Here is a 19958-nt window from a genome sequence, read left to right on the forward strand (position 1 = left end):
AGCAAGACGCATGTCAGGGAATTTCGCGGTGAGTGCAACGGGTTTGAACAAGCAGGTCGTCACCCGTTTCGCACCGTCGCCCACCGGGTTTCTTCATATTGGCGGCGCACGCACCGCCCTCTTCAATTGGCTGTTCGCGCGTCACCATGGCGGCAAGTTCTTGCTGCGTGTCGAAGATACCGATCGCGCGCGGTCTACTGAAGGCGCTGTCGCGGCGATATTTGACGGCTTGGAATGGCTGGGTCTGGGCGGCGACGAGCCTGCCATATTCCAATTTGAACGGTCGGCCCGCCATGCCGAAGTCGCCAATCAGCTGTTGGCCCAAGGCGACGCCTATCGTTGCTATGCAACGCCGGAGGAACTGGCAGAACTCCGCGAGCAGCAGCGGGCGGCGAAGCAGCCCATGCGTTATGACGGCCGCTGGCGGGACCGCGATCCGTCGGACGCACCGACCAACGCACCTTATGTCATTCGCCTGAAGGCTCCGCGCGAAGGTGAGACGGTGATCGAGGATGCCGTCCAAGGCCGTGTCGTCGTGCAGAATGCGGAGCTGGACGACATGATCCTGCTGCGTTCGGACGGCACGCCCACCTATATGCTGGCGGTCGTCGTCGACGACAACGACATGGGCGTGACCCATGTGATCCGTGGTGACGACCATCTCAACAATGCCTTCCGCCAGCTCGGCATCATAAAGGCGATGGGATGGGAAGAACCTGTTTACGCTCACATCCCGCTGATCCACGGGTCGGACGGCGCGAAGCTGTCGAAGCGTCATGGCGCGCTGGGCGTCGATGCCTATCGCGACGAAATGGGGATGCTGCCTGAAGCGGTGCTCAATTATCTTCTGCGGTTGGGTTGGGGATATGGGGATGAGGAAATCATTTCCCGTGAACGAGCCATCGAATTGTTTGATGTTTCTGGCGTGGGCAGGTCGCCTTCCCGATTTGACATCAAGAAGCTGGAAAATCTCAACGCGCATTACCTTCGGGAAGCGGATGATGCGCGGCTGGCAGGGCTGACGGCACCGCGTATTGCCGTGCGGCTGGGGATGGCCCAATTGCCGCCGGGCGCGGGTGACGTTTTGGCGCTGGCGATGCCTTCGCTCAAGCCGCGGGCCAAGACGCTTAACGAAATTGCCGAGGGTGCGGAATTTCTGTTCAAAAGTTGCCCGCTGGATTTTGACGAGAAGGCGCTTGCTCTGCTAGACGAATCGGCGCGCGAGCTGCTGGGCAAGACAGCCGACGCTCTTGATCCCGTCCAGGACTGGACGGTCGAAGCGATCGAAGAAGCGATACGTCGCGTGGCGGAGGAAGCCGAACTGGGACTGGGCAAGGTTGCTCAGCCTCTGCGTGCGGCGCTGACCGGTCGTACGGTTTCGCCGGGCATTTTTGATGTCCTTTTCCTGCTTGGGAAAGTGGAGAGCCTAAAGCGGCTGAACGATGTCGGGCAGACATCGGCTGGCCGCAGTAATTGAGGAGAACATGATGTCGGATAACAGCGCCACTTTGACCGTTGACGGCAATGCCAATGAATATGGCATATTGAGTGGCTCGGTCGGCCCCAAGGTCGTCGATGTTCGCAAGCTTTACGCCAATACCGGCATGTTCACCTATGACCCCGGCTTCACGTCCACGGCGAGCTGCGATTCCGGCCTTACTTATATCGACGGCGACGCTGGCATCCTGCTGCACCGCGGTTATCCGATCGACCAACTGGCCGAACAGTCCAGCTTCATGGAAGTCAGCTACCTGCTGCTGAACGGCGAACTGCCTTCCAAGACGGAGCTGGAAGACTTCACCCGCACCATCACGCTGCACACCATGGTGCATGAGCAGCTGACCACTTTCTATCGCGGTTTCCGCCGTGACGCGCACCCGATGGCGATCATGTGTGGCGTGGTCGGCGCGCTGTCGGCATTCTACCATGACTCGACCGACATCAGCGATCCTGAACAGCGCAAGATCGCCAGCCACCGGCTGATCGCCAAGATGCCGACGATCGCGGCGATGGCTTATAAATATTCGGCGGGTCAGCCCTTCGTCTATCCGCGCAACGACCTGAGCTACACGGCCAATTTCCTGCGCATGACCTTTTCGGTCCCGGCGGAGGAATATGAGCCCGATCCGGTGGTCGTCGACGCGATGGACAAGATTTTCATCCTGCATGCCGACCATGAGCAGAATGCATCGACGTCGACCGTCCGCCTGGCCGGTTCGTCGGGTGCCAACCCCTTCGCCTGCATCGCGGCGGGCATCGCCTGCCTGTGGGGTCCGGCGCATGGCGGCGCGAATGAAGCGGCGCTCAACATGCTGCGCGAAATCGGCACCGTCGATCGCATCCCGGAATATATCGCCCGCGCCAAGAACAAGGATGATCCGTTCCGCCTGATGGGCTTTGGCCACCGCGTCTACAAGAATTACGATCCGCGCGCGACCGTCATGCAGAAGACCGCGAAGGACGTTCTGGCTAAGCTGGGCGTTAGCGATCCGATCTTCGACGTCGCCAAGGAACTGGAGCAGATCGCCCTCAACGATCCCTATTTCATCGAAAAGAAGCTCTACCCGAATGTCGACTTCTATTCGGGCGTGATCCTGTCCGCGATCGGCTTCCCGACTGAAATGTTCACCGTACTGTTCGCTCTGGCCCGCACCGTGGGCTGGGTGGCCCAGTGGAATGAAATGATTTCCGATCCAGCACAGAAGATCGGCCGCCCGCGCCAGCTTTATACCGGCCCGGCAGAGCGGGACTATGTGCCGGTCAGCCAGCGCTGAACCGGTCCGGTTGAAGAGATAACGAGACGGCGCCTTCGAGGCGCCGTTTTTTTTTGGGGCGGCTGGGGCATATGAAAGGCGTGTCGGCGTCCGGTTCCACGCGGCGCTATTAGGGGACGAATTGCCGCTATGAGTCGTTTTCAGATGGGCGGCTTAGAGGCAGCGTCAGCCGGAAAGCTGACCGACGCCGACCTCGTTGAGTTACCTTATGTCGGGAAGCGATGGGGCAGCGAGCTGCCGACATCATCCCCGATGAACGAGGCCCACACGCCTCCTGGCTGCCACACCGTATCCATCAGCACCCGCGCTTGCACCTCATCGTGCCCCAAGACCTCTCGTTGCCAACGGTAAAGGAAAGCGGTTACTCGCAGGTTCGCAATGCAATGCACATGTAGTAGCTTATCTTCCAGCTTAGCCATCGCGTCACAGAACTTAGTGAAGTCTTCTTCGGTTGGGCGATCAAAATCCACAGGGATGTGGATATAGGTCAAGCCGAGACGAGCAAGGGAAGCGGCTTCATCAGGCAACGCCTTTTCATGTGTGTGCAGCCCAAGATTGATGACGTGCCTAATGCCGAGTTTGGATAACTCGGCAAGCTGCTTCTCAGTCGGTTGGCCTGACGTTGTGATGCGGTTGTCGAGGCGTCGCCAATTATAGAGATCGGTAGGATCGGACATACGGGCACCTTCATTCAAAGGGTGCCCAGGCGAGCGGCAGCTAAGTTTCGCGCTCCACGGTGGTGCTCCACCTTCCTCGCCAGTCACGCAAACGCAGATCATATACCCTATGACGCCGACAGCGCCTAGCCTGGCGTAGGACGGCGGAATTGGGTGGGAAGCGGATATCCTTCTCCCCTCCCGCAGGCGGGAGGGGCCGGGGGTGGGCCAGCGCAACATTGGTGATGTTCTTCAAAGGCAAAGCTTGAAGCTCGCTTCGCTCGCGCCCACCCCTAACCCCTCCCGTCTACGGGAGGGGAATGTCTCGGAGTGGTCGCTTGCCGATGGGCAGCTTGCCACCTCGAACCGAAACGCCCGTGGAGCGCACAGCCTGCGGCTCAACGGCGGCGGGGGTGGGATGTGAATGGCGGCTATCACATTCGGAAAGCACAGCTTTCCTCCTGCCGTCATGCCAGCGAAGGCTGGCATCTCGTGCGAACACGCGCAACAATAGGGTATGCGCGTCTTCTTCTGGTTGATCGAAGAAAGTAATCCTGACTGGCATGACCTTTCAGGCGTCGTGAACGCCTGAGACCCCAGCCTCCGCTGGGGTGACGATTGGTTTTCGTGCAGGACGGGGCATCACCATCGTCCGAATGGCAACAAATGGGCGAGCCCGTTACGTCGGCTTTGCCGTCTGGAGGCCGTCTCGGACTGAAGGATTATCGTGCTCCTGCGCAGGCAGGAGCCCAGTTCATAGGGCGGGACTGGGCTCCTGCCTACGCAGGAGCACGTAGTTCTTTGTGGCCGCATGATCGGGTCTGGAATGGCAGGTTTCGGATGCTCGCGAAGAAAAACCGCGCCCGCCTTAGCCCCCAAGCGGCAGGAACAGGGTGAAGCGTCCGCCGCCGCCGGGTGCGTCGTCCACTTCGATATCGCCGCCCATTGCGCGCGCCAGTCTGCGGGAGATGTAGAGGCCGAGGCCGCTGCCGCCCGGATCGCTGCGGCCCAGTCGCTCAAACTTGTTGAAGATGCGTTCGCGGCTGTCGGCGGGGACGCCCGCGCCCTGATCCATCACCGCGATCCATGCACGGCCTTCTTCCACGCCGGTATCGATGCGGACTTCGGTGCCGTCCGGGCTATACCTTACCGCGTTGCCGACCAGGTTCATCAATATCTGCAGGGCGCGCCTGAACTCGCCGCTGGCCACCGCTGATTGAGGGGCTTCGGGCGCGATCAAGCGGATCTGGCGATCCAACGCCTTCACGACGAACAGGCCTGCCGCGCGCCGTCCGATATCGGCCAGGTCCACATCTTCGGTCGCTACCGTGAAATCCAGCCGATCGATCGCCTGCAGGTCGGCCAGATCGTCGATCAGCGCCATCAGATGCCGTCCCGCCGCCGCGATGTCGGTTGCATAGCCGGCATAGTCGGGGCGCAGCGGTCCATCGAGCTGAGCATTGATGGAATCCGCGTTGGCGATGATCCTGCCCAGCGGCTGGCGCAGCGAGCGGTCGAGGCGTCTGCCGAACTCCGCCGGATAGATGATGACGCCCGGCGCGGGCGGGACATGCGGCGTCAGGATGGCGCGATCGACCGGAAAGGCCTTTCCACGATAGCCCAAAAGCTGGCCTGCAATGTCGAACATGGGGAAGCCGGACAGGCTGAACTGCCGGTCGGGTTCGGCCACCAAAGTGGCGATCTGATCCCGGAAAGCGCGCCGCTGGGCAAAGCCCCGCAGGATGGCGAGGTCGCCATCCTCATCAGGTTGAAGCTGAAAATAGCTGGTGAAGCGGCTGCCCGGCGTTGGCTGGGTATTGGGGAGGACGCTTTCCTGCCCTGCCCCTTCCAGCACCATCTGGAACTGCAACTGGGTGTCGATCTGCCAGGTCCACCCCTCTGCAACGGCGGCGATGTCCGCATCGCGCCGCACATTGTCGACCGGCATGACGGCGGCGGGCCGCTCGCTCCATTCAATGACGCTGATCTGCACGCCGTCCGCTTCCGGCTTGGCCCGCACCCACATGTCGATGTCGCCCCGTTCGGCGGCGGCAGTGACGGGACGGGACACGGTGACGCCCAGACGCAGCGACAGCCGCACGATCCCCGCAAGCTGCGGAATGGCGAGCAGCGCGCCGACATCCGCCCCGGCCTCCCGCTGCAGCGCCAATAATGGCGGGTCGGCGCTGAGCAGCAGGCCGTTGGCCGCCACCATCGCGCGAACGACGGCCGGATGAGCGGACATATTCATCGTAAGGCGACCCGGCTGAGATGATCAAATTTGGCCCGCAACGCGGCTGGCACCCGAAGCGCGCTGACCGCTGCGTCGGCCTGCGCTTCGGTCAGCGCCTGATAGCGATCCGATTCGCCTATGATGGCCGCGTCCGAAAGCGACGGACGCACTGGGCGCAAGGCGAGCAACAAAAGCCGGTAATCCACGTCCGATCCGCCCAGCGCACGGCACAGGGCCGCCAGTTCGCTTACGGGGCCCAGCACCATGATGTCGGCGACATGGGCGCAATCCATCCTGAGCCGCCGCGCCGCAAGTGCCGCGAACAGCAGGAAGCGGCGCTGGCCCAGGGCTGCGCCCAAAAGATCGGCGGCGTCGGCGCGTTCACCCAGCTGGCGCACGAGGCGCGCGGCGATGGCTATCGGCCCCTTTGCCTCATCATGCGCGGCCAGCAGCGTGCGGCCTGCCTTTTCAAACAGGGGCAGGATCGCTTCGGCATCGTTGGTTCCGGCGCGTTGGACGACCGCGGCCATGCAGGCGGCGGCTGTCCACAGCAGTTCGGCATAATGTTCCACCGGGAGGTCGGGGGCCATCGCCTCATCCTCCGCCCCTATGGCGAGCCAGCGTCCCTCCGCCACGGCCAGCGCCGCCAGCGTTTCATTGATGGCCGGGTCGCCGGTGCACAGCAGGGCGTCCGCTTCCGCTTCATCAAACTGCCCGTCGGGCTGTCCGAACTGACGCAGCATCAGCGTGACGCCCGCGCGCATCTGCATATGGGCAAGCAATGCCGGGCCCAGCAAGGTTGGCTGCGCGCATATGGTCGGCCAGGAAATGGCGCTCGCCTGCTGCGCCAGCACGGCGGCAATTTGTGGCTGGTCGCTCAGCGCGATTCGCAAGGCGGATTCTATCCCGGTGAGGCATCCGCCCAGATGTCGGCGGGTTTCCGCCATCAGGGCATCGTGCCGCTCTCTATCCGCGTCGGGAAAGAAAAACGCCAGATCAATGGCATGGCCGACGGGAACAGCGGACATGCCCGCCATGACTCGCGCCATGGGCCAGATGTCCGTCACCATAGGCCCGGAAGGGAACGAAAAGGCGCTCATGCCGGGCAGCATAGCCACGCGTCCTTAAAATGCACTAAACCCTAAGCAGGAAATTTTTTCAGTCGCGTTTCAGCAGGATGATGCCGCCCACCGACGCGATCGCGCACAGCATGGAGAGGACATATCCCAGCGAAAATGCGCCCACCCACGTGGTCAGCAGCAGGAGCAGCAGGGCGGTTGCGGGCGTGAAGATCATCCACGGTCGGGCTGCGCCTGTCCTGCGCCACCGGTCGGCGACCTGAATGATCGCGAGCAGCAGTGCGAGGCATGTCGCAAGCACGCCCGATCCGGCGAGCGAAATGCCGCCCACCGCAAAGAAGGGCGCGACAAAGGCGGGCCATCCCCCCGGCGGCGATCGCAACGCCAGCTCATCCAGACGGTCGGCGATTTCGGTCAGCAACAGCGCCAGCAACAACAGGATGAAGCCGGTCGCGGGCCAAAGCAGTTCGACCGGCACCAATGCGATCGCGCCCAGCGCCATGCCGGCAATCCGCACCTGCGTCGCGGGGACCTGCGTCCGCATGAGCGCGGGGCTGGCCAGCCGGGCGAGCGGTGAAAGCAGATAATGTTCGGCCCCGCCCCGTCCCCGCGCCGCGCGCGATCCCGACGACATGACGCTTTGCGCCGCGACGTCCGCTTGCGCCTGCGTTTCGACCAGGGCGACCCGGCCAGTGAGAAGATCGTCCTGCGGCGCGGTGACGCGGCGCGCGCCGCTCTGCACGGCGGCCCGGACAAGGGTCAGCGACAGGTCCCAATCGCCGATCATGTCGAGCGTTCCGAACAGCAGGTCGGGGCTGATTCGCGCCAGGCCCGCCCAGCGCTGACCGGCGTCGATCCGTTCGAACGGGGCGCTGGCGCGACTGTCGTCGGTCACCAGCAGGGCGTTACCCTCCTGCTCGGCGATGGATTCGAAATGGCTTTGGGCGACGATGATGCCGTCCGCGACCAGAAGGACATCCGCATCGCGCGGCGCATCCCGGACCATCGACACCATGTCGCGGACAAGGGCGACGGGAATGCCGTCCGCGCTCAGCCGGTCGACGGCCTGAGACAGGGCTGGCGTTATCACGCTGACCAGGATCATGATCCTGTCCGCGCCCGCCCGCGCCGCCTGCCGCGCCTGATATTCGACCAGTGTCTGGCCCGCGAACAGCAGGCTTGCGCGTAACGATCCGCTGGAGTGGCCAGAAGTCCGGCTGGCGCTGAGAATGGCGGCAAATGTCATGCTGCGATGGAACCGACCCGTTTCTTGTGAGGCCGCCTTTTCGCAAGGAGGAAGCGTTCGCGCAAGCGCGCTGCGCGTCAGCCGTTGCGAAGCCGGTCCAGCGTCATGCGTATCTGACGCAAAATGCGAGGATCGCCGGGTGCGCTGCTGGCCGCTTCATCGGCAATGGCCATCAGGCTGGTCAGGCCGAAACTCGCCGCCAGCCCCTTCAACCGCCAGGCGGCCAGTTCCCAATTCGCGTCGCAACGGGCGCGGCTCAGCAGATCCAGTTGCCGGTCGGCGCTTTCCATGAACGCCACGCGCAGGTCTGCGATCAGTGCGATATCTTCACCGACAGCCGCGGCAAGTGCGGCATCCAGGGCGCCAGGATCATAGGACATGAGGTCAACGCTATCGGGCTTGCGTTAAGTTTTGGTAACAGGGCATTTTGTTGCGCTGAAAAGATGATAGGATGGGTCCATGACCGGGGGCAGCACAATCGTCGAATTCTGGCGAAACAAGAGCATCGCGACCGCAAGCGAGTCGCAGGTGGGGGATGATCTGCAATCAAGGCAGGCGCTCCAGGACCTTGAAGCGGAAAGCGAGGCCAGCGCAAAGGATGAGCGCGCCGCCCGGCGAACCGGGCTGGCATTTGCGGCCATCGCCCTGCTGTGGCTGGGCTTTGCGGGCTGGGCGACCATCATTTCGGGACAGTGGCGTGGCGGTCCGACCGCGTGGCCCGGCATCGTTGCGACGATATTGGTGCCCATCGTGCTGCTGGGCGTCTGCTACATCATCCTCACCCGGAACAGTCGCGCCGAATCGCGCCGCTACCTGAACACCGCCCGCGCGCTGCGCACCGAAGCGGAAATGCTGGAGCTGCGGCTGGCGCGGATCAACGGGCAGTTGAGCAACGCACGGCAGGCTATGCAGGACCAGGCGGAACTGCTCGACAGCTATGGCGCGGCCGCCAGCAGCAATATGGAAGCGTCCGCGGAACTGATCGCCAGCCGGGCGAACAGCACGACGGAAAAGGCAGAGGCCGCCGAGCGCGCGGGAACAGCCCTGGTCGCAAAGATGGACGCCCTGATCGCGTCCATGCCCGACCTTGAGGAGCGCGCCATCCGCATGGCCGCCCAGATCAACGATAATGGCCACGCGCTCGCCGAACGGATCGACATGCTCGAAGCCCGCCTGCACGCGATCGGCGAACTGTCCGACGACGCGCGCGCGCGGACCCTTTCGGCGACCAAGAGCCTGTCGACCCAGCTCACCCAGTTGCGCGAAGCGACCCATTCCGCCAGCGAAGAGGTTAATGGCCTGGCCGATGTCGCATCCGGGCGTATCGACGCGACGGCGCAGAGCGCGCGCAAGGCGATGGAAGAAGGCTGGCAGGATCTGGAACGCAAGTCGGCGATGCTCGACGGATTGATGGGACGGACCAGGGACAATCTGGCGGAAACCACGCAGGCTGCGACGATCCTGCTGACGGAAAAGCTGGAAGCGGCGGAAGCTGATGTCCGGCAGCGGCTGGAAGCCGCGCTGGCCCATGCCCGCGACATCATGGCGAGCGCCGATGAGGACCTTACCACGCAGGCGGGCGCGCTCCGTTCGTTGGTCGAAACCGCGCAGGCGGGCATTTCGGCGACCAGCCAGAACGCCGTGACTGCGCTGTCCCAGGACGCCGAAAGGATCGAGGCGGAGTTTCGTGATCGTGTCGACGCGGCCCTGGCCCGTGCGCGCGAGGGGATGGCTGCGACCGATGACGGCCTGATCCGGCAGGCGGAAGCTGTCGACGCCCTTATCGTCCGTTCGCGCTCCAGCATCGACAGCATCAGCGATGAAACCGTGTCCGGCCTGTCCGACCATATGGGCGAGATTGAAGGCCGCCTTCACCAGATTAACGATCTGGTCGAAGGCCAGCGGACCCTCGTCGCGGGGCTGCAGGCGACATTGGGCGAATCCATCGATAGCGCGCACGCGCGCTTTGCCGCGCTGGAAGAAGCCGCCCTGTCGCGGAACGAACGGCTGACCGACGCGCTCAGCCGCCTGACGGCAGAGACGCAACGGATAGACAGTTCGCTGGCGGCGGGAGGCCTGACCGCCGAAAAGCTGATCGGCTCTGCTGAAACGCTGCTGGTGGCGCTGGATTCCAGCGTCCGCGAGCTGGACGAAACCTTCCCGGCGGCGCTGGAGCGTTTCGACAACCGGATCGAAACCAGTCGCACGCTGCTGGAAAGCGCGGCCCCCGAACTGGAGCGGTTGGAGGCGATTTCCGAATCCTTGACCGGGCGCGCGCATGAAGCCGAAGAACTGCTGCGCGGTCAGGGCCGTCGACTTACCGAATGGCTGGAAAGCACGCAAAGCGGCGTGGAGGCCAATCGCGAACTGGTGGAAAAGCTGCGCACCGCACTCGACAACGCGCATCAGGATGCGACACGTATCACGGAGGGTGCCGGGCCGCTGCTGGTGACCGCGCTGCTCCGGGTCAAGGACACTGCGGATCAGGCAGCGGAGCGCGCCCGTCAGGCGCTGGGCCGGGCGATCCCCGACGCAGCGCAATCGCTGGCCGATGCCAGCGAGGAAGCCCTGCGGCGCGCCATTGACGACAAGGTGACGGCGCAGATCGAGATGGTGGCGCGGGTCGCCGAAGAAGCGGTCAAGGCCGCCCATCAGGCATCCGATCGCCTCACCCGCCAGCTGCTGACCATCGCCGACGCCAGCGCCACGGTGCAATCGCGGATCGAAGAAGCCGAACGCGCTTCGGAAGAGCGGGATCGCGATCATTTCAGCCGCCGCGCCGCGCTGTTGATCGAATCGCTCAACAGCACTGCGATCGATGTCACCAAGATATTGTCGAACGACGTCACGGATTCAGCTTGGTCGTCCTACCTGAAGGGCGACCGTGGTGTGTTCACCCGTCGCGCCGTGAGGCTGCTCGACGCGGGCGAATCCCGCGAAATCGCGCTGCATTATGACAATGACCTGGAATTTCAGGATCATGTGAACCGCTACATCCATGATTTTGAATCGATGCTGCGGATCATCCTGTCGGCGCGCGACGGCAATGCGCTGGGCGTCGCCATTCTTTCGTCGGACATGGGCAAGCTGTATGTCGCGCTGGCCCAGGCTATCGAGCGATTGCGTCAGTAGTAGCGGGTGCGGACGCGGGTGACCCGTGGAGAAGCCCAATCAAGGGGCTGAAAGCGGAAGAGGAAATGTGACTTAGAGTGGACGGCGTCAGTCGCAATCACCCGTTCGGGCTGTTTGAACGAGCCGCTTGTCTCGTTCAAATGTCGAAGCCCTTCGCTTTCCTTCTGACGCCTGGTGCCTGAAGAAGTAGAGCCCTTCGACAAGCTCAGGGCGAATGGAGGAAAGTGATTTCCATCTAACGCTCGTTGCAATTACCGCCAGCGCGGCTGACGATGATCCAACCGATCGCTGTTTCCCACCGCTTGGGGGTGTAAAAACCCCAGCTTGGTGTGTTTCCTACCTCATGCCGCAAGAATACTCTTACACCGCCGCAATCAGGACGGGCTTACGAACCGATCCAACGTCACCCAGCCCTGAACATAATTGGCATAATAGAGGCCGAACAGCACCGCCGACAGGATGGTCGCGCGCAGGGCGACTGTGCCGGGGCGGAAATTGCTGGGGGCGCTGTCCGCCTGCCCCTTCAATATCACTTCGCCGGTTTCATCCGGGGTCCTGATACCAAAGGGCAGCACGATAAAGGCGCAGATCACCCAGAACAGCACATAAATGGCGAGGATAGCATACCAGTTCATGGCGATGGCTTAGGGCCGAATGAGCAGCACGTCCACCACGGGCTTCTTGCCGGTCCAGCGCGTGGCCGTACGCCGCACCGCCAACCTGATCCGCTCGCGCAGTGCCTCTTCATCCTGTTGCCCCTTCGGAACGGCAGCAGCCGCTTCCTGCGCGGCTTCCGTCAGGAATGCGGCCTTGTCTTCTTCCACCGGCACCCCCTGCGTTTTGAGAACCGGGGTTCCGAAAACCCTGCCCTTGCCATCCAACGCCACGGCTACGCTGATCTGCCCATGCAGGGCCAGTTTGCGCCGCTCGTTCATCGTCGATCCGTCAGCAGGCAAGATAACGTCGCCGTCCAGCACCAGCCTTCCGGTCGATTCCTGTCCGATGATCTCAGGACCATTGGGTGCCAATCGCAGCAAATCACCGTTTGATTGCACCACGGCATGCGGAACACCGCTTGCCAGCCCCAGCCGCGCCTGTTCAGCCATGTGCCGCCGTTCACCATGGACCGGCAGCAAAATCTGCGGCCGCACCCAGCGATACATCGCTTCCAGCTCGGGTCGCCCCGGATGCCCGGATACATGCACCTCTGCCTGGCGGTCGGTGACCATCAGAACGCCCTTTGTGGCCAGGGCGTTCTGGATACGACCAATGGCGATTTCATTTCCGGGGATCTGTTTGGATGAAAATACGACCGTGTCGCCCGTGCTCAGCTTGATCGGGTGGCTATCGAAAGCAATGCGTGACAGCGCCGCGCGCGCTTCACCCTGGCCGCCCGTGGCGATGATCATCACTTCATTATGGGGCAACGCCATGACGTCGTCCCAATCGATGGTGGGCGGAAAATCCTTAAGATAGCCAGCCGCCTTGGCCGTCGAGATGATGCGATCCAGCGACCGTCCCGCCACGCACAGCTTGCGCCCGACCGCATTCGCGACCTCTCCCAAAGTCTGCAGGCGCGCCGCGTTGGAGGCGAAGGTCGTGACCAGCACGCGCCCCTTGGCTGCCGCGATGGTCTGCATCAGCCCCTCCCGCACGTCGCCTTCGGAACCGCTCGCCTCCGAATTGAAGACGTTGGTGCTGTCGCACACCAGCGCCAGCACGCCTTCGTCCCCAATCGCCGTCAATTCCTCTGGCGTGGAAGGCTGGCCCAGCAGCGGCCGTTCATCCAGTTTCCAGTCGCCGGTATGGAACACCCGCCCATAAGGCGTGTCGATCAGCACGGCGTTGCCTTCTGGAATCGAATGCGCCAGCGGCACATAGCGGAAGCCGAAGGGCCCCAGGGCAAAGCTGCCCCCATTTTCGATGACGTGCAGCTTGACCTCTCGGCTGAGGCCTTCTTCCTCCAGCTTCAACCGGATCAGGCCCGCCGTGAAAGGCGTGGCATAGAGTGGCACGCCCAGATCAGCCGCCAGATAGGGCAAGGCACCGATATGATCTTCGTGCCCATGCGTCAGCACGATGCCGAGCAAATCCTCCCGCCGTTCCTCGATAAAGGCGAGATCGGGCAGCACCAACTCGACACCGGGATAGGCCGGGTCGGCAAAGGTGAGGCCCAGATCGACCATCACCCACTTGCCCTGGCAGCCGTAAAGATTGACGTTCATGCCGATCTCCCCCGACCCGCCCAGGGCCAGGAAGAGCAGCTCATTTCCAGGTGTCATTAGTTTTTCAAACTCCGTTCGTGCAACAGCGCCAGCCCCATGATCGTCAGGTCGGGCGCGATTGCATCGAAAATATCGCTATTCTCATCAAAAAGAGCGGCGAGGCCGCCCGTCGAAATTACTTTGGCCGGGCGGCCGATTTCGGACCGTATCCGCGCGACCAACCCTTCCATCATCGCCACATAGCCCCAAAAGACGCCAATGTGCATCTGCGCTTCCGTCGTCCGACCGATAACCGATCGGTTCTCTGGCGGGGCGATCGCGATCTTAGGCAGTTTGGCGGCAGCGGTGACCAACGCATCGAGAGACAGGTTGATCCCCGGCGCGATGATGCCGCCCTTATAGCTTCCCTGATAATCGACCACGTCGAAAGTCGTCGCCGTGCCGAAATCAATGACGATGAGGTCGCCTTCATATAAATGGTGCGCCGCGATGACATTGACAACCCGGTCTGCTCCGACCGACGCTGGCTCTTCGACGTCCAGTTCCACGCCCCATTCCGCCGGAGCCTGTCCCGCCACCAAAGCGGTCACCTTGAAATATTTTTCGGCCAAAACCTGAAGATTGTGGAGCGCCCGCGGCACGACCGTCGCGATAATGACCGCGTCGACATCACCTATCGAATAGCCTTCCAACATCAGCAGCTGGTTGAGCCATACGGCATATTCATCGGCCGTCCGGCGCGGATCGGTCGCGATGCGCCAGCGCGCGCGGATATCCCGCCCGTCCAGCAGCGCAAAAACAACATTGGTGTTACCCGCGTCAATCGCGAGAAGCATGGCCGGTCCCCGGATTCAGATGAGAAAGATATCGCCCGCATGAATGACACGCGCTTCGCCATTCGCCAAGCGGAGGATCAGCATGCCCTGGCGGTCGAGCGTATCGAACGATCCTTCGATCACTTGCCCATCGGGTTGCGCGACGCGCATGGGCGTGCCGGTCGGATGGGCATTGAGCAGCCAATGGGTCAGCACCGGATCCAGCCCTTGCGCGCGCCAGATGGCGAGCCAGTGGGCGAACAGTTCGGCCAGACGCTCCAGCAACTGGGCCGCTTCCGCGTCCTTGGCCTGCTGCGCTACCAGGCTTGTCACGGGCCGATCCAGATTCGCCGGATGTCCGGCGACATTGACGCCGATCCCCACCACGACCGCATCGCCTGACCGCTCCAGCAAGATGCCGGCGATCTTCGCGCCGTCGACCAGCACGTCGTTGGGCCATTTGATCCTGGCCTGCCCTTCGCACAAGGGCGCCACCAAAGCATGGACGGCGTTGGCCGCAACTAGCGCCAGGCTATGCGGCTGCGGGTCGCCCGGCCGGAGCCTGACCAGGGTGGAACAATGGAGATTGCCTTCCGGGCTTTCCCAGGACCGGCCCATTCGCCCACGGCCACCCGTCTGACGCGCCGCGCGCAGCCATGTGCCTTCAGCCCCCCCCTGCTCCGCCAATGCCAGCATGTCGGCGTTGGTGGAGCCGGTCTCCTGTACGAAACGGATATCGGTCAGAACAACGACGCCGCAGCCGCAGCGCTGGCCTGATCAAGCGCGGGGTTAAGGAGGTAGCCCACCAGCATCACCACAGCGCAGGCGGTCAGGATGATATTTTCGACCATGCCGCCCCGCGCTTCATAGGCGGCGGCGGGCTCATCGAAATACATCGTCTTGATGATTTTCAGATAATAATATGCGCCGATCACGGATGCCGCAATGCCAACGGCAGCCAGCGCGGTCAGTCCCGAAGCCACTGCGGCATCGAATACCAGGAACTTCGCCCAGAAGCCGAAGAGCGGCGGGATACCGGCCATGGAGAACATGAAGATCGCCAGGGCAGCCGCCAACCCCTTGCGCGAATGCGACAGTCCGGCGAGGCTGGCGATGCTTTCGATGGGACGGCCATCGGCATCGCGCATTTGCAGGATGCAGGCGAATGCGCCGATCGTCATCACCACATAAATGGCCATATAGCTCATCGTCGCAGCCACACCGGCAGGCGTCGCAGCCGCCAGGCCGATCAGCGCAAATCCGACATTGTTGATCGACGAATAGGCCATCAGGCGCTTGATATTGGTCTGGCCGATCGCCGCGACCGCGCCGAAGATGATCGAGGCGAGCGCCACGAAGATTACGATCTGCTGCCAGTCGAGCCCAGCCGGACCGAGCGCTTCGATCGCCACGCGGATGGTCAGCGCCATGGCCGCTACCTTGGGCGCGCTGCCGAAGAAGGTCGTGACGGGTGTGGGAGCGCCTTCGTAAACGTCCGGCGTCCACATGTGGAACGGAACGGCGCTCATCTTGAACGCGAGGCCTGCCAGCAGGAATACCATCCCGAACAGCTCGCCCTTCGACACGCCATCACCCAAGGCGATTGCGATGCCTTCAAAAGCTGTGCTGCCGGTAAAGCCGTAGAGAAGCGACGTGCCATATAGCAGGATGCCGCTCGCCAGTGATCCGAGCACGAAATATTTGAGCCCTGCTTCGGACGACCGTTCATCCTGCCGCATGAAGCTGGCCAGCACATAGGCGGCGAGGCTCTGCATCTCCAGTCCGACATAGAGCGTCAGCAGGTCGCCCGCCGACACCATCATGCCCATGCCGATGCTGCTGAACAGGATCAGGATCGGATATTCGGGCCGCAGCACACCGTCGGTCAGGAAATAACGCGGCGCCAGCAGGATCGCGGCGGCCGCAGCAGCGTAGATCAGCGCCTTGGCAAAGGCAGAGAAGCTGTCTGCCTGAACCAGTCCATCGAACGCGACCGGCCCGTTCGCCACGGATACCGACAGCGTCAGGCCTGCGACCAGCAATGTCAGCACCGACAGCCAGTTGATGATGCGGGCGGTAGCGTCGCCGCCATAAGCCGCGACCAGGAGCAGAATCAGCGCGCCTGCCGACAGGACGAGTTCCGGCATAACCGCCAGAAGGGAAGCGGAATCAATCATCAGTGCGCCTCCCCCGACGCGGGTTCATGCGGCATGGCGGCATGGTCTTCCATATGGTGAGCATCGGCGGACGGAAGGACGGGACCCATCTTGATCCTGGAATCTCCCGCCGGAGCGGCTGATGCGATGCGGGCTTCCAGCGCTCGAATGTCGGCGCGCATCGGTGCAAGGAAGCTTTCGGGGTAAATGCCCATCCACAACACAGCAGCGGCGATCGGCGCCAGCAGGGCAATTTCACGCGCCGACAGGTCGGGCATCGCGGCGGCGTCGGCGTTCTTTTGCTCACCATAAGCGATGCGGCGATACAGATAGAGCATGTAGGCAGCGCCCAGGATGATGCCGGTCGTACAGACCAGCGCTACCCAGCTCGACACCTGATATATGCCCATTAAGGCCAGGAATTCGCCGACGAAGTTGCTGGTCCCCGGCAGTCCGACCGACGCCATCGTGAACAGCAGGAACAGCACCGCATATTTGGGCATGTTGATCGACAGGCCGCCATAACGGTTGATTTCACGCGTGTGTAGACGGTCGTAAATGACGCCAACGCACAGGAACAGCGCGCCCGACACCAGGCCATGGCCCAGCATCACCATCATCGCGCCTTCGATACCCGCCTGGTTGAAGGCGAACAGGCCGACGGTCACGATCGCCATGTGGGCAACGGACGAGTAGGCAATCAGCTTTTTCATGTCGGTCTGCACGAGAGCGACGAGACTGGTGTAGACCACCGCAACCATCGACAGGCCCCATACCAGCCAGGCAAGCTGCGCCGACGCTTCCGGGAACATCGGCAGCGAGAAGCGGATGAAGCCATAACCGCCCATTTTCAGCAGCACGCCCGCCAGGATAACCGACCCGGCGGTCGGTGCCTGAACGTGGGCATCGGGCAGCCAGGTGTGCACCGGCCACATTGGCATTTTGACCGCAAAGCTCGCGAAGAAGGCCAGGAACAGCCATGTCTGAACTTGCGGGTCGAAATTATAGGCCATCAACGTCGGGATGTCGGTGGTGCCAGCTTCATGCACCATCCACATCATCGCGATCAGCATCAGCACCGAGCCGAACAGCGTGTAGAGGAAGAATTTGTAGCTGGCGTAGATGCGATCAGCGCCACCCCAGATGCCGATGATGAGATACATCGGAATGAGGCCTGCTTCGAACATCACGTAGAAGAGGTAGAGATCCTGCGCCGTGAAGACGCCGATCATCAGCACCTCCATGAACAGGAAGGCCGCCATATATTCGCCGACGCGCTTCTGAATGGCTTCCCAGCTGGCCCCGATGCAGATCGGCATCAGGAACACGGTCAGCATGATCAGGACGAGCGCGATGCCGTCTATCCCCAGCGCCCAGGAAAAACGGCCGAAGATCGGCGCATATTCCTGAAACTGCCATTGCGCAGCACCTGCCGACTGGTCGAAATTGGCCCAAAGCAGAGCGCCCAGCGCCAGGTTGGCCAGTGTCGCCAGCAGGGCGATCCAGCGTGCCTGGTTCGCGCCCGCATAGAGGCAGGCGATGGCCCCCGCCATCGGCACGGCCATCATCAGCGAAAGAATGGGGAAGCCGTCCATTATCGTGTCATCGCCCAGGTTGCTGCTGCGGCGAGCCCGATCAGCATCACCAGCGCGTAAGTGTAGAGGTAGCCGGATTGAAGCCGACGGGTGACTTTATTGCCCTGCACGACCAGCGCCGCCAACCCATTGGGTCCGAAGCGGTCGATGAAGCCGACATCACCGAACTTCCAGAAGAAGCGACCGATGGCGAAGGCAGGCTTGACGAACAGAAAGTGATACAGCTCGTCGAAATACCATTTGTTGAGCAGGAACTGGTAGAGAACCCGGAACTCGGCGACGAAGCGTCGCGGCCAGTCGGTATTCTTGATGTAACTCAACCAGGCAATGGCAAAGCCGGTCAGCATCACCGCGAACGGCGCGAACTTGACCCACACTGGCACTTCATGCGCCGCATGCATCAGGTGGCTGTCGAACGCCAAGGCCCCCTTCCAAAATTCGACGCCGCCTTCGGCCCCGATAAACTGGTCGTGGAAGATGAAGCCTGCAAATACTGCGCCCAGGCTCAACATGATCAACGGGATCAGCATCACCCAGGGGCTTTCGTGCGGGTGATAGCCGCCCGTGCCGGTTACGGCATGACCATGATCGTCATGCGCCCCGTGCCCGTCATGCTCGGTTTCTTCCTCAGGCGATTCATGATGACCATGAATGGCGTGCTGAATATGTTCAGAAGCGGCCCAGCGCGGCTTGCCGAAGAAGGTCAGGAAGACAAGGCGCCAGCTGTAGAAGCTGGTGAGCAGCGCGGCGAACACGCCGACCAGGAATGCACCAACGCCCGCGCCGCCCGAAGCATAGGCAGCTTCCAATATGCCGTCCTTCGAATAGAAGCCCGCGAAACCAATCCCGGCGAGCGGCAGCCCGACGCCAGTGATGGCCAGCGTCCCCAGCGTCATCGTCCAGAAGGTGACCGGGATCTCTTTCCGCAGGCCGCCATAATAGCGCATGTCCTGTTCATGGTGCATCGCGTGGATGACCGATCCCGCGCCCAGGAACAGCAGCGCCTTGAAAAAGGCGTGGGTGAAAAGGTGGAACATCGCAGCGCCATAAGCGCCGACGCCCGCCGCGAAGAACATGTAGCCGAGCTGTGAGCAGGTCGAATAAGCGATCACGCGCTTGATGTCGTTCTGCACCGTGCCGACCGTCGCGGCGAACAGACATGTCGCGGCACCGATGAAGGTCACGAAGCCCAAGGCCGTCGGAGAAACTTCGAACATCGGCGACAGGCGGCACACCATGAACACGCCCGCCGTCACCATGGTCGCCGCGTGGATCAGCGCCGACACAGGGGTCGGGCCTTCCATCGCGTCCGGCAGCCAGGTGTGGAGGCCAAGCTGTGCCGACTTGCCCATCGCGCCGATGAACAGCAGCAGGCAGAGCACGGTCATCGTGTCGAAGCGATAGCCAAGAAAGCCGATGGTGGAACCGGCCATGGAGGGCGCAGCTTCCAGGATTTCCGGGATCGAAATGGTGTTGAACACCAGATAGGTGCCAAAAATGCCGAGCATGAAGCCCAGATCGCCGACGCGGTTGACGACGAACGCCTTGATCGCGGCGGCGTTTGCGGACGGCTTACGGAACCAGAAGCCGATCAGCAGATAGGATGCCAGGCCGACGCCTTCCCAGCCGAAGAACATCTGCAGCAGGTTGTTTGCCGTCACGAGCATCAGCATCGCGAAGGTGAACAGGGACAGATAGGCAAAGAAGCGCGGCTGATCCGGCTCCTCCTCCATATAGCCCCAGCTATAGAGGTGGACGAGGCTGGACACGCTGGTGATGACGACCAGCATGACCGCCGTCATAGCATCGACGCGCAGCGCCCATTGAGCGTCAAAGCTGCCCGACTGAATCCAGGTGAAGGCCGGAACGACATAGGGTTCGGCCTGCCCCGTGAGGAAACTGATGAAGATCGGCCAGCTGAGCGCGCAGCTGATGAACAGCGCGCCGGTCGTGAGAATCTTCGCGGGCAGCTTGCCCAGCGCCTTGTTGCCAAGACCGGCGATGACAGCCGCGATGAGCGGGAGAAGGACGATAAGCTGGATCATCG

General features: G+C 62.4%; 15 protein-coding genes and 1 riboswitch. Of the genes, 3 read left to right on the forward strand and 12 right to left on the reverse strand.

What is annotated here, in order from left to right:
* Positions 1–10 precede the first annotated feature (10 nt).
* Together gltX and FHS54_RS09885 are read left to right on the forward strand one after the other, a co-directional pair.
* On the forward strand, positions 11–1477 hold the full coding sequence (gene gltX / locus FHS54_RS09880) for a glutamate--tRNA ligase (protein ID WP_208404883.1): 1467 nt from the start codon (positions 11–13) through the stop codon (positions 1475–1477).
* A 10-nt stretch (positions 1478–1487) separates the two neighbouring features.
* Positions 1488–2774 carry a citrate synthase gene (locus tag FHS54_RS09885; RefSeq protein ID WP_167304355.1) on the forward strand — a complete coding sequence of 429 codons (1287 nt, stop codon included), beginning with the start codon at positions 1488–1490 and terminating at the stop codon, positions 2772–2774.
* A gap of 206 nt (positions 2775–2980) precedes the next feature.
* On the opposite strand, the gene FHS54_RS09890 is transcribed toward FHS54_RS09885, so the two are convergent.
* The 5 genes from FHS54_RS09890 to FHS54_RS09910 form a co-directional block, all read right to left on the reverse strand.
* Positions 2981–3451: a protein tyrosine phosphatase family protein gene (locus FHS54_RS09890; RefSeq protein ID WP_167303674.1), complete on the reverse strand. Its 471-nt coding sequence runs from the start codon at positions 3449–3451 to the stop codon at positions 2981–2983.
* A gap of 16 nt (positions 3452–3467) precedes the next feature.
* A riboswitch (ZMP/ZTP riboswitch) is annotated at positions 3468–3548 on the reverse strand.
* A 750-nt stretch (positions 3549–4298) separates the two neighbouring features.
* Entirely contained in the window at positions 4299–5681 is a 1383-nt protein-coding gene (locus tag FHS54_RS09895) for a sensor histidine kinase (RefSeq protein ID WP_167303675.1), read from the reverse strand.
* Positions 5678–6775, reverse strand: coding sequence for a DUF2336 domain-containing protein (locus FHS54_RS09900; RefSeq protein ID WP_208404903.1), 1098 nt, complete (start codon positions 6773–6775; stop codon positions 5678–5680). The genes FHS54_RS09895 and FHS54_RS09900 overlap by 4 nt, the downstream gene beginning before the upstream one ends.
* Positions 6776–6821: 46 nt before the next feature.
* A complete protein-coding gene (locus tag FHS54_RS09905; RefSeq protein WP_167303676.1) occupies positions 6822–7988 on the reverse strand; it encodes a hypothetical protein in 1167 nt (388 codons plus the stop codon).
* A gap of 77 nt (positions 7989–8065) precedes the next feature.
* The gene (locus FHS54_RS09910) at positions 8066–8368 is read right to left on the reverse strand and encodes an Hpt domain-containing protein (RefSeq protein WP_167303677.1); all 303 of its coding nucleotides are present in this window, start codon (positions 8366–8368) and stop codon (positions 8066–8068) included.
* A 79-nt stretch (positions 8369–8447) separates the two neighbouring features.
* Between FHS54_RS09910 and FHS54_RS09915 the strand changes: the two genes are divergently transcribed.
* A complete protein-coding gene (locus tag FHS54_RS09915) occupies positions 8448–11120 on the forward strand; it encodes a coiled-coil domain-containing protein (RefSeq protein WP_167303678.1) in 2673 nt (890 codons plus the stop codon).
* A gap of 374 nt (positions 11121–11494) precedes the next feature.
* On the opposite strand, the gene FHS54_RS09920 is transcribed toward FHS54_RS09915, so the two are convergent.
* Genes FHS54_RS09920 through nuoL form a run of 7 tightly spaced genes read right to left on the reverse strand, consistent with a single transcriptional unit; the run spans position 11495 to position 19956 of the window.
* Positions 11495–11755 carry a DUF1467 family protein gene (locus tag FHS54_RS09920; RefSeq protein ID WP_167303679.1) on the reverse strand — a complete coding sequence of 87 codons (261 nt, stop codon included), beginning with the start codon at positions 11753–11755 and terminating at the stop codon, positions 11495–11497.
* A gap of 9 nt (positions 11756–11764) precedes the next feature.
* A complete protein-coding gene (locus FHS54_RS09925) occupies positions 11765–13402 on the reverse strand; it encodes a ribonuclease J (RefSeq protein WP_167303680.1) in 1638 nt (545 codons plus the stop codon).
* Positions 13402–14181 (reverse strand): type III pantothenate kinase, encoded by a 780-nt coding sequence (locus tag FHS54_RS09930; protein ID WP_167303681.1) that lies wholly within the window; start codon positions 14179–14181, stop codon positions 13402–13404. The genes FHS54_RS09925 and FHS54_RS09930 overlap by 1 nt, the downstream gene beginning before the upstream one ends.
* Positions 14182–14196: 15 nt before the next feature.
* Complete coding sequence (locus FHS54_RS09935) at positions 14197–14895, reverse strand: biotin--[acetyl-CoA-carboxylase] ligase (protein WP_341785971.1); 699 nt, start codon at positions 14893–14895, stop codon at positions 14197–14199.
* Between the two features lie 5 nt (positions 14896–14900).
* Entirely contained in the window at positions 14901–16337 is a 1437-nt protein-coding gene (gene nuoN, locus FHS54_RS09940) for an NADH-quinone oxidoreductase subunit NuoN (protein ID WP_167303683.1), read from the reverse strand.
* Positions 16337–17911 carry an NADH-quinone oxidoreductase subunit M gene (locus tag FHS54_RS09945; RefSeq protein ID WP_167303684.1) on the reverse strand — a complete coding sequence of 525 codons (1575 nt, stop codon included), beginning with the start codon at positions 17909–17911 and terminating at the stop codon, positions 16337–16339. Before FHS54_RS09945 ends, nuoN begins: the two co-directional genes overlap by 1 nt.
* Complete coding sequence (gene nuoL / locus FHS54_RS09950) at positions 17911–19956, reverse strand: NADH-quinone oxidoreductase subunit L (RefSeq protein WP_167303685.1); 2046 nt, start codon at positions 19954–19956, stop codon at positions 17911–17913. The genes FHS54_RS09945 and nuoL overlap by 1 nt, the downstream gene beginning before the upstream one ends.
* Positions 19957–19958: the final 2 nt, after the last annotated feature.

The organism is Sphingobium vermicomposti (assembly GCF_011762025.1).
GTDB lineage: Bacteria > Pseudomonadota > Alphaproteobacteria > Sphingomonadales > Sphingomonadaceae > Sphingobium > Sphingobium vermicomposti.

Coding starts and splice junctions, on each gene's coding strand:
- FHS54_RS09910 (WP_167303677.1), bottom strand. CDS start 8,368: ATGTCCTATGATCCTGGCGCCCTGGATGCCGCACTTGCCGCGGCTGTC.
- FHS54_RS09925 (WP_167303680.1), bottom strand. CDS start 13,402: ATGACACCTGGAAATGAGCTGCTCTTCCTGGCCCTGGGCGGGTCGGGG.
- FHS54_RS09905 (WP_167303676.1), bottom strand. CDS start 7,988: ATGACATTTGCCGCCATTCTCAGCGCCAGCCGGACTTCTGGCCACTCC.
- FHS54_RS09900 (WP_208404903.1), bottom strand. CDS start 6,775: ATGCTGCCCGGCATGAGCGCCTTTTCGTTCCCTTCCGGGCCTATGGTG.
- FHS54_RS09890 (WP_167303674.1), bottom strand. CDS start 3,451: ATGTCCGATCCTACCGATCTCTATAATTGGCGACGCCTCGACAACCGC.
- FHS54_RS09915 (WP_167303678.1), top strand. CDS start 8,448: ATGACCGGGGGCAGCACAATCGTCGAATTCTGGCGAAACAAGAGCATC.
- nuoL (WP_167303685.1), bottom strand. CDS start 19,956: ATGATCCAGCTTATCGTCCTTCTCCCGCTCATCGCGGCTGTCATCGCC.
- gltX (WP_208404883.1), top strand. CDS start 11: ATGTCAGGGAATTTCGCGGTGAGTGCAACGGGTTTGAACAAGCAGGTC.
- nuoN (WP_167303683.1), bottom strand. CDS start 16,337: ATGATTGATTCCGCTTCCCTTCTGGCGGTTATGCCGGAACTCGTCCTG.
- FHS54_RS09930 (WP_167303681.1), bottom strand. CDS start 14,181: ATGCTTCTCGCGATTGACGCGGGTAACACCAATGTTGTTTTTGCGCTG.
- FHS54_RS09920 (WP_167303679.1), bottom strand. CDS start 11,755: ATGAACTGGTATGCTATCCTCGCCATTTATGTGCTGTTCTGGGTGATC.
- FHS54_RS09885 (WP_167304355.1), top strand. CDS start 1,488: ATGTCGGATAACAGCGCCACTTTGACCGTTGACGGCAATGCCAATGAA.
- FHS54_RS09945 (WP_167303684.1), bottom strand. CDS start 17,911: ATGGACGGCTTCCCCATTCTTTCGCTGATGATGGCCGTGCCGATGGCG.
- FHS54_RS09895 (WP_167303675.1), bottom strand. CDS start 5,681: ATGAATATGTCCGCTCATCCGGCCGTCGTTCGCGCGATGGTGGCGGCC.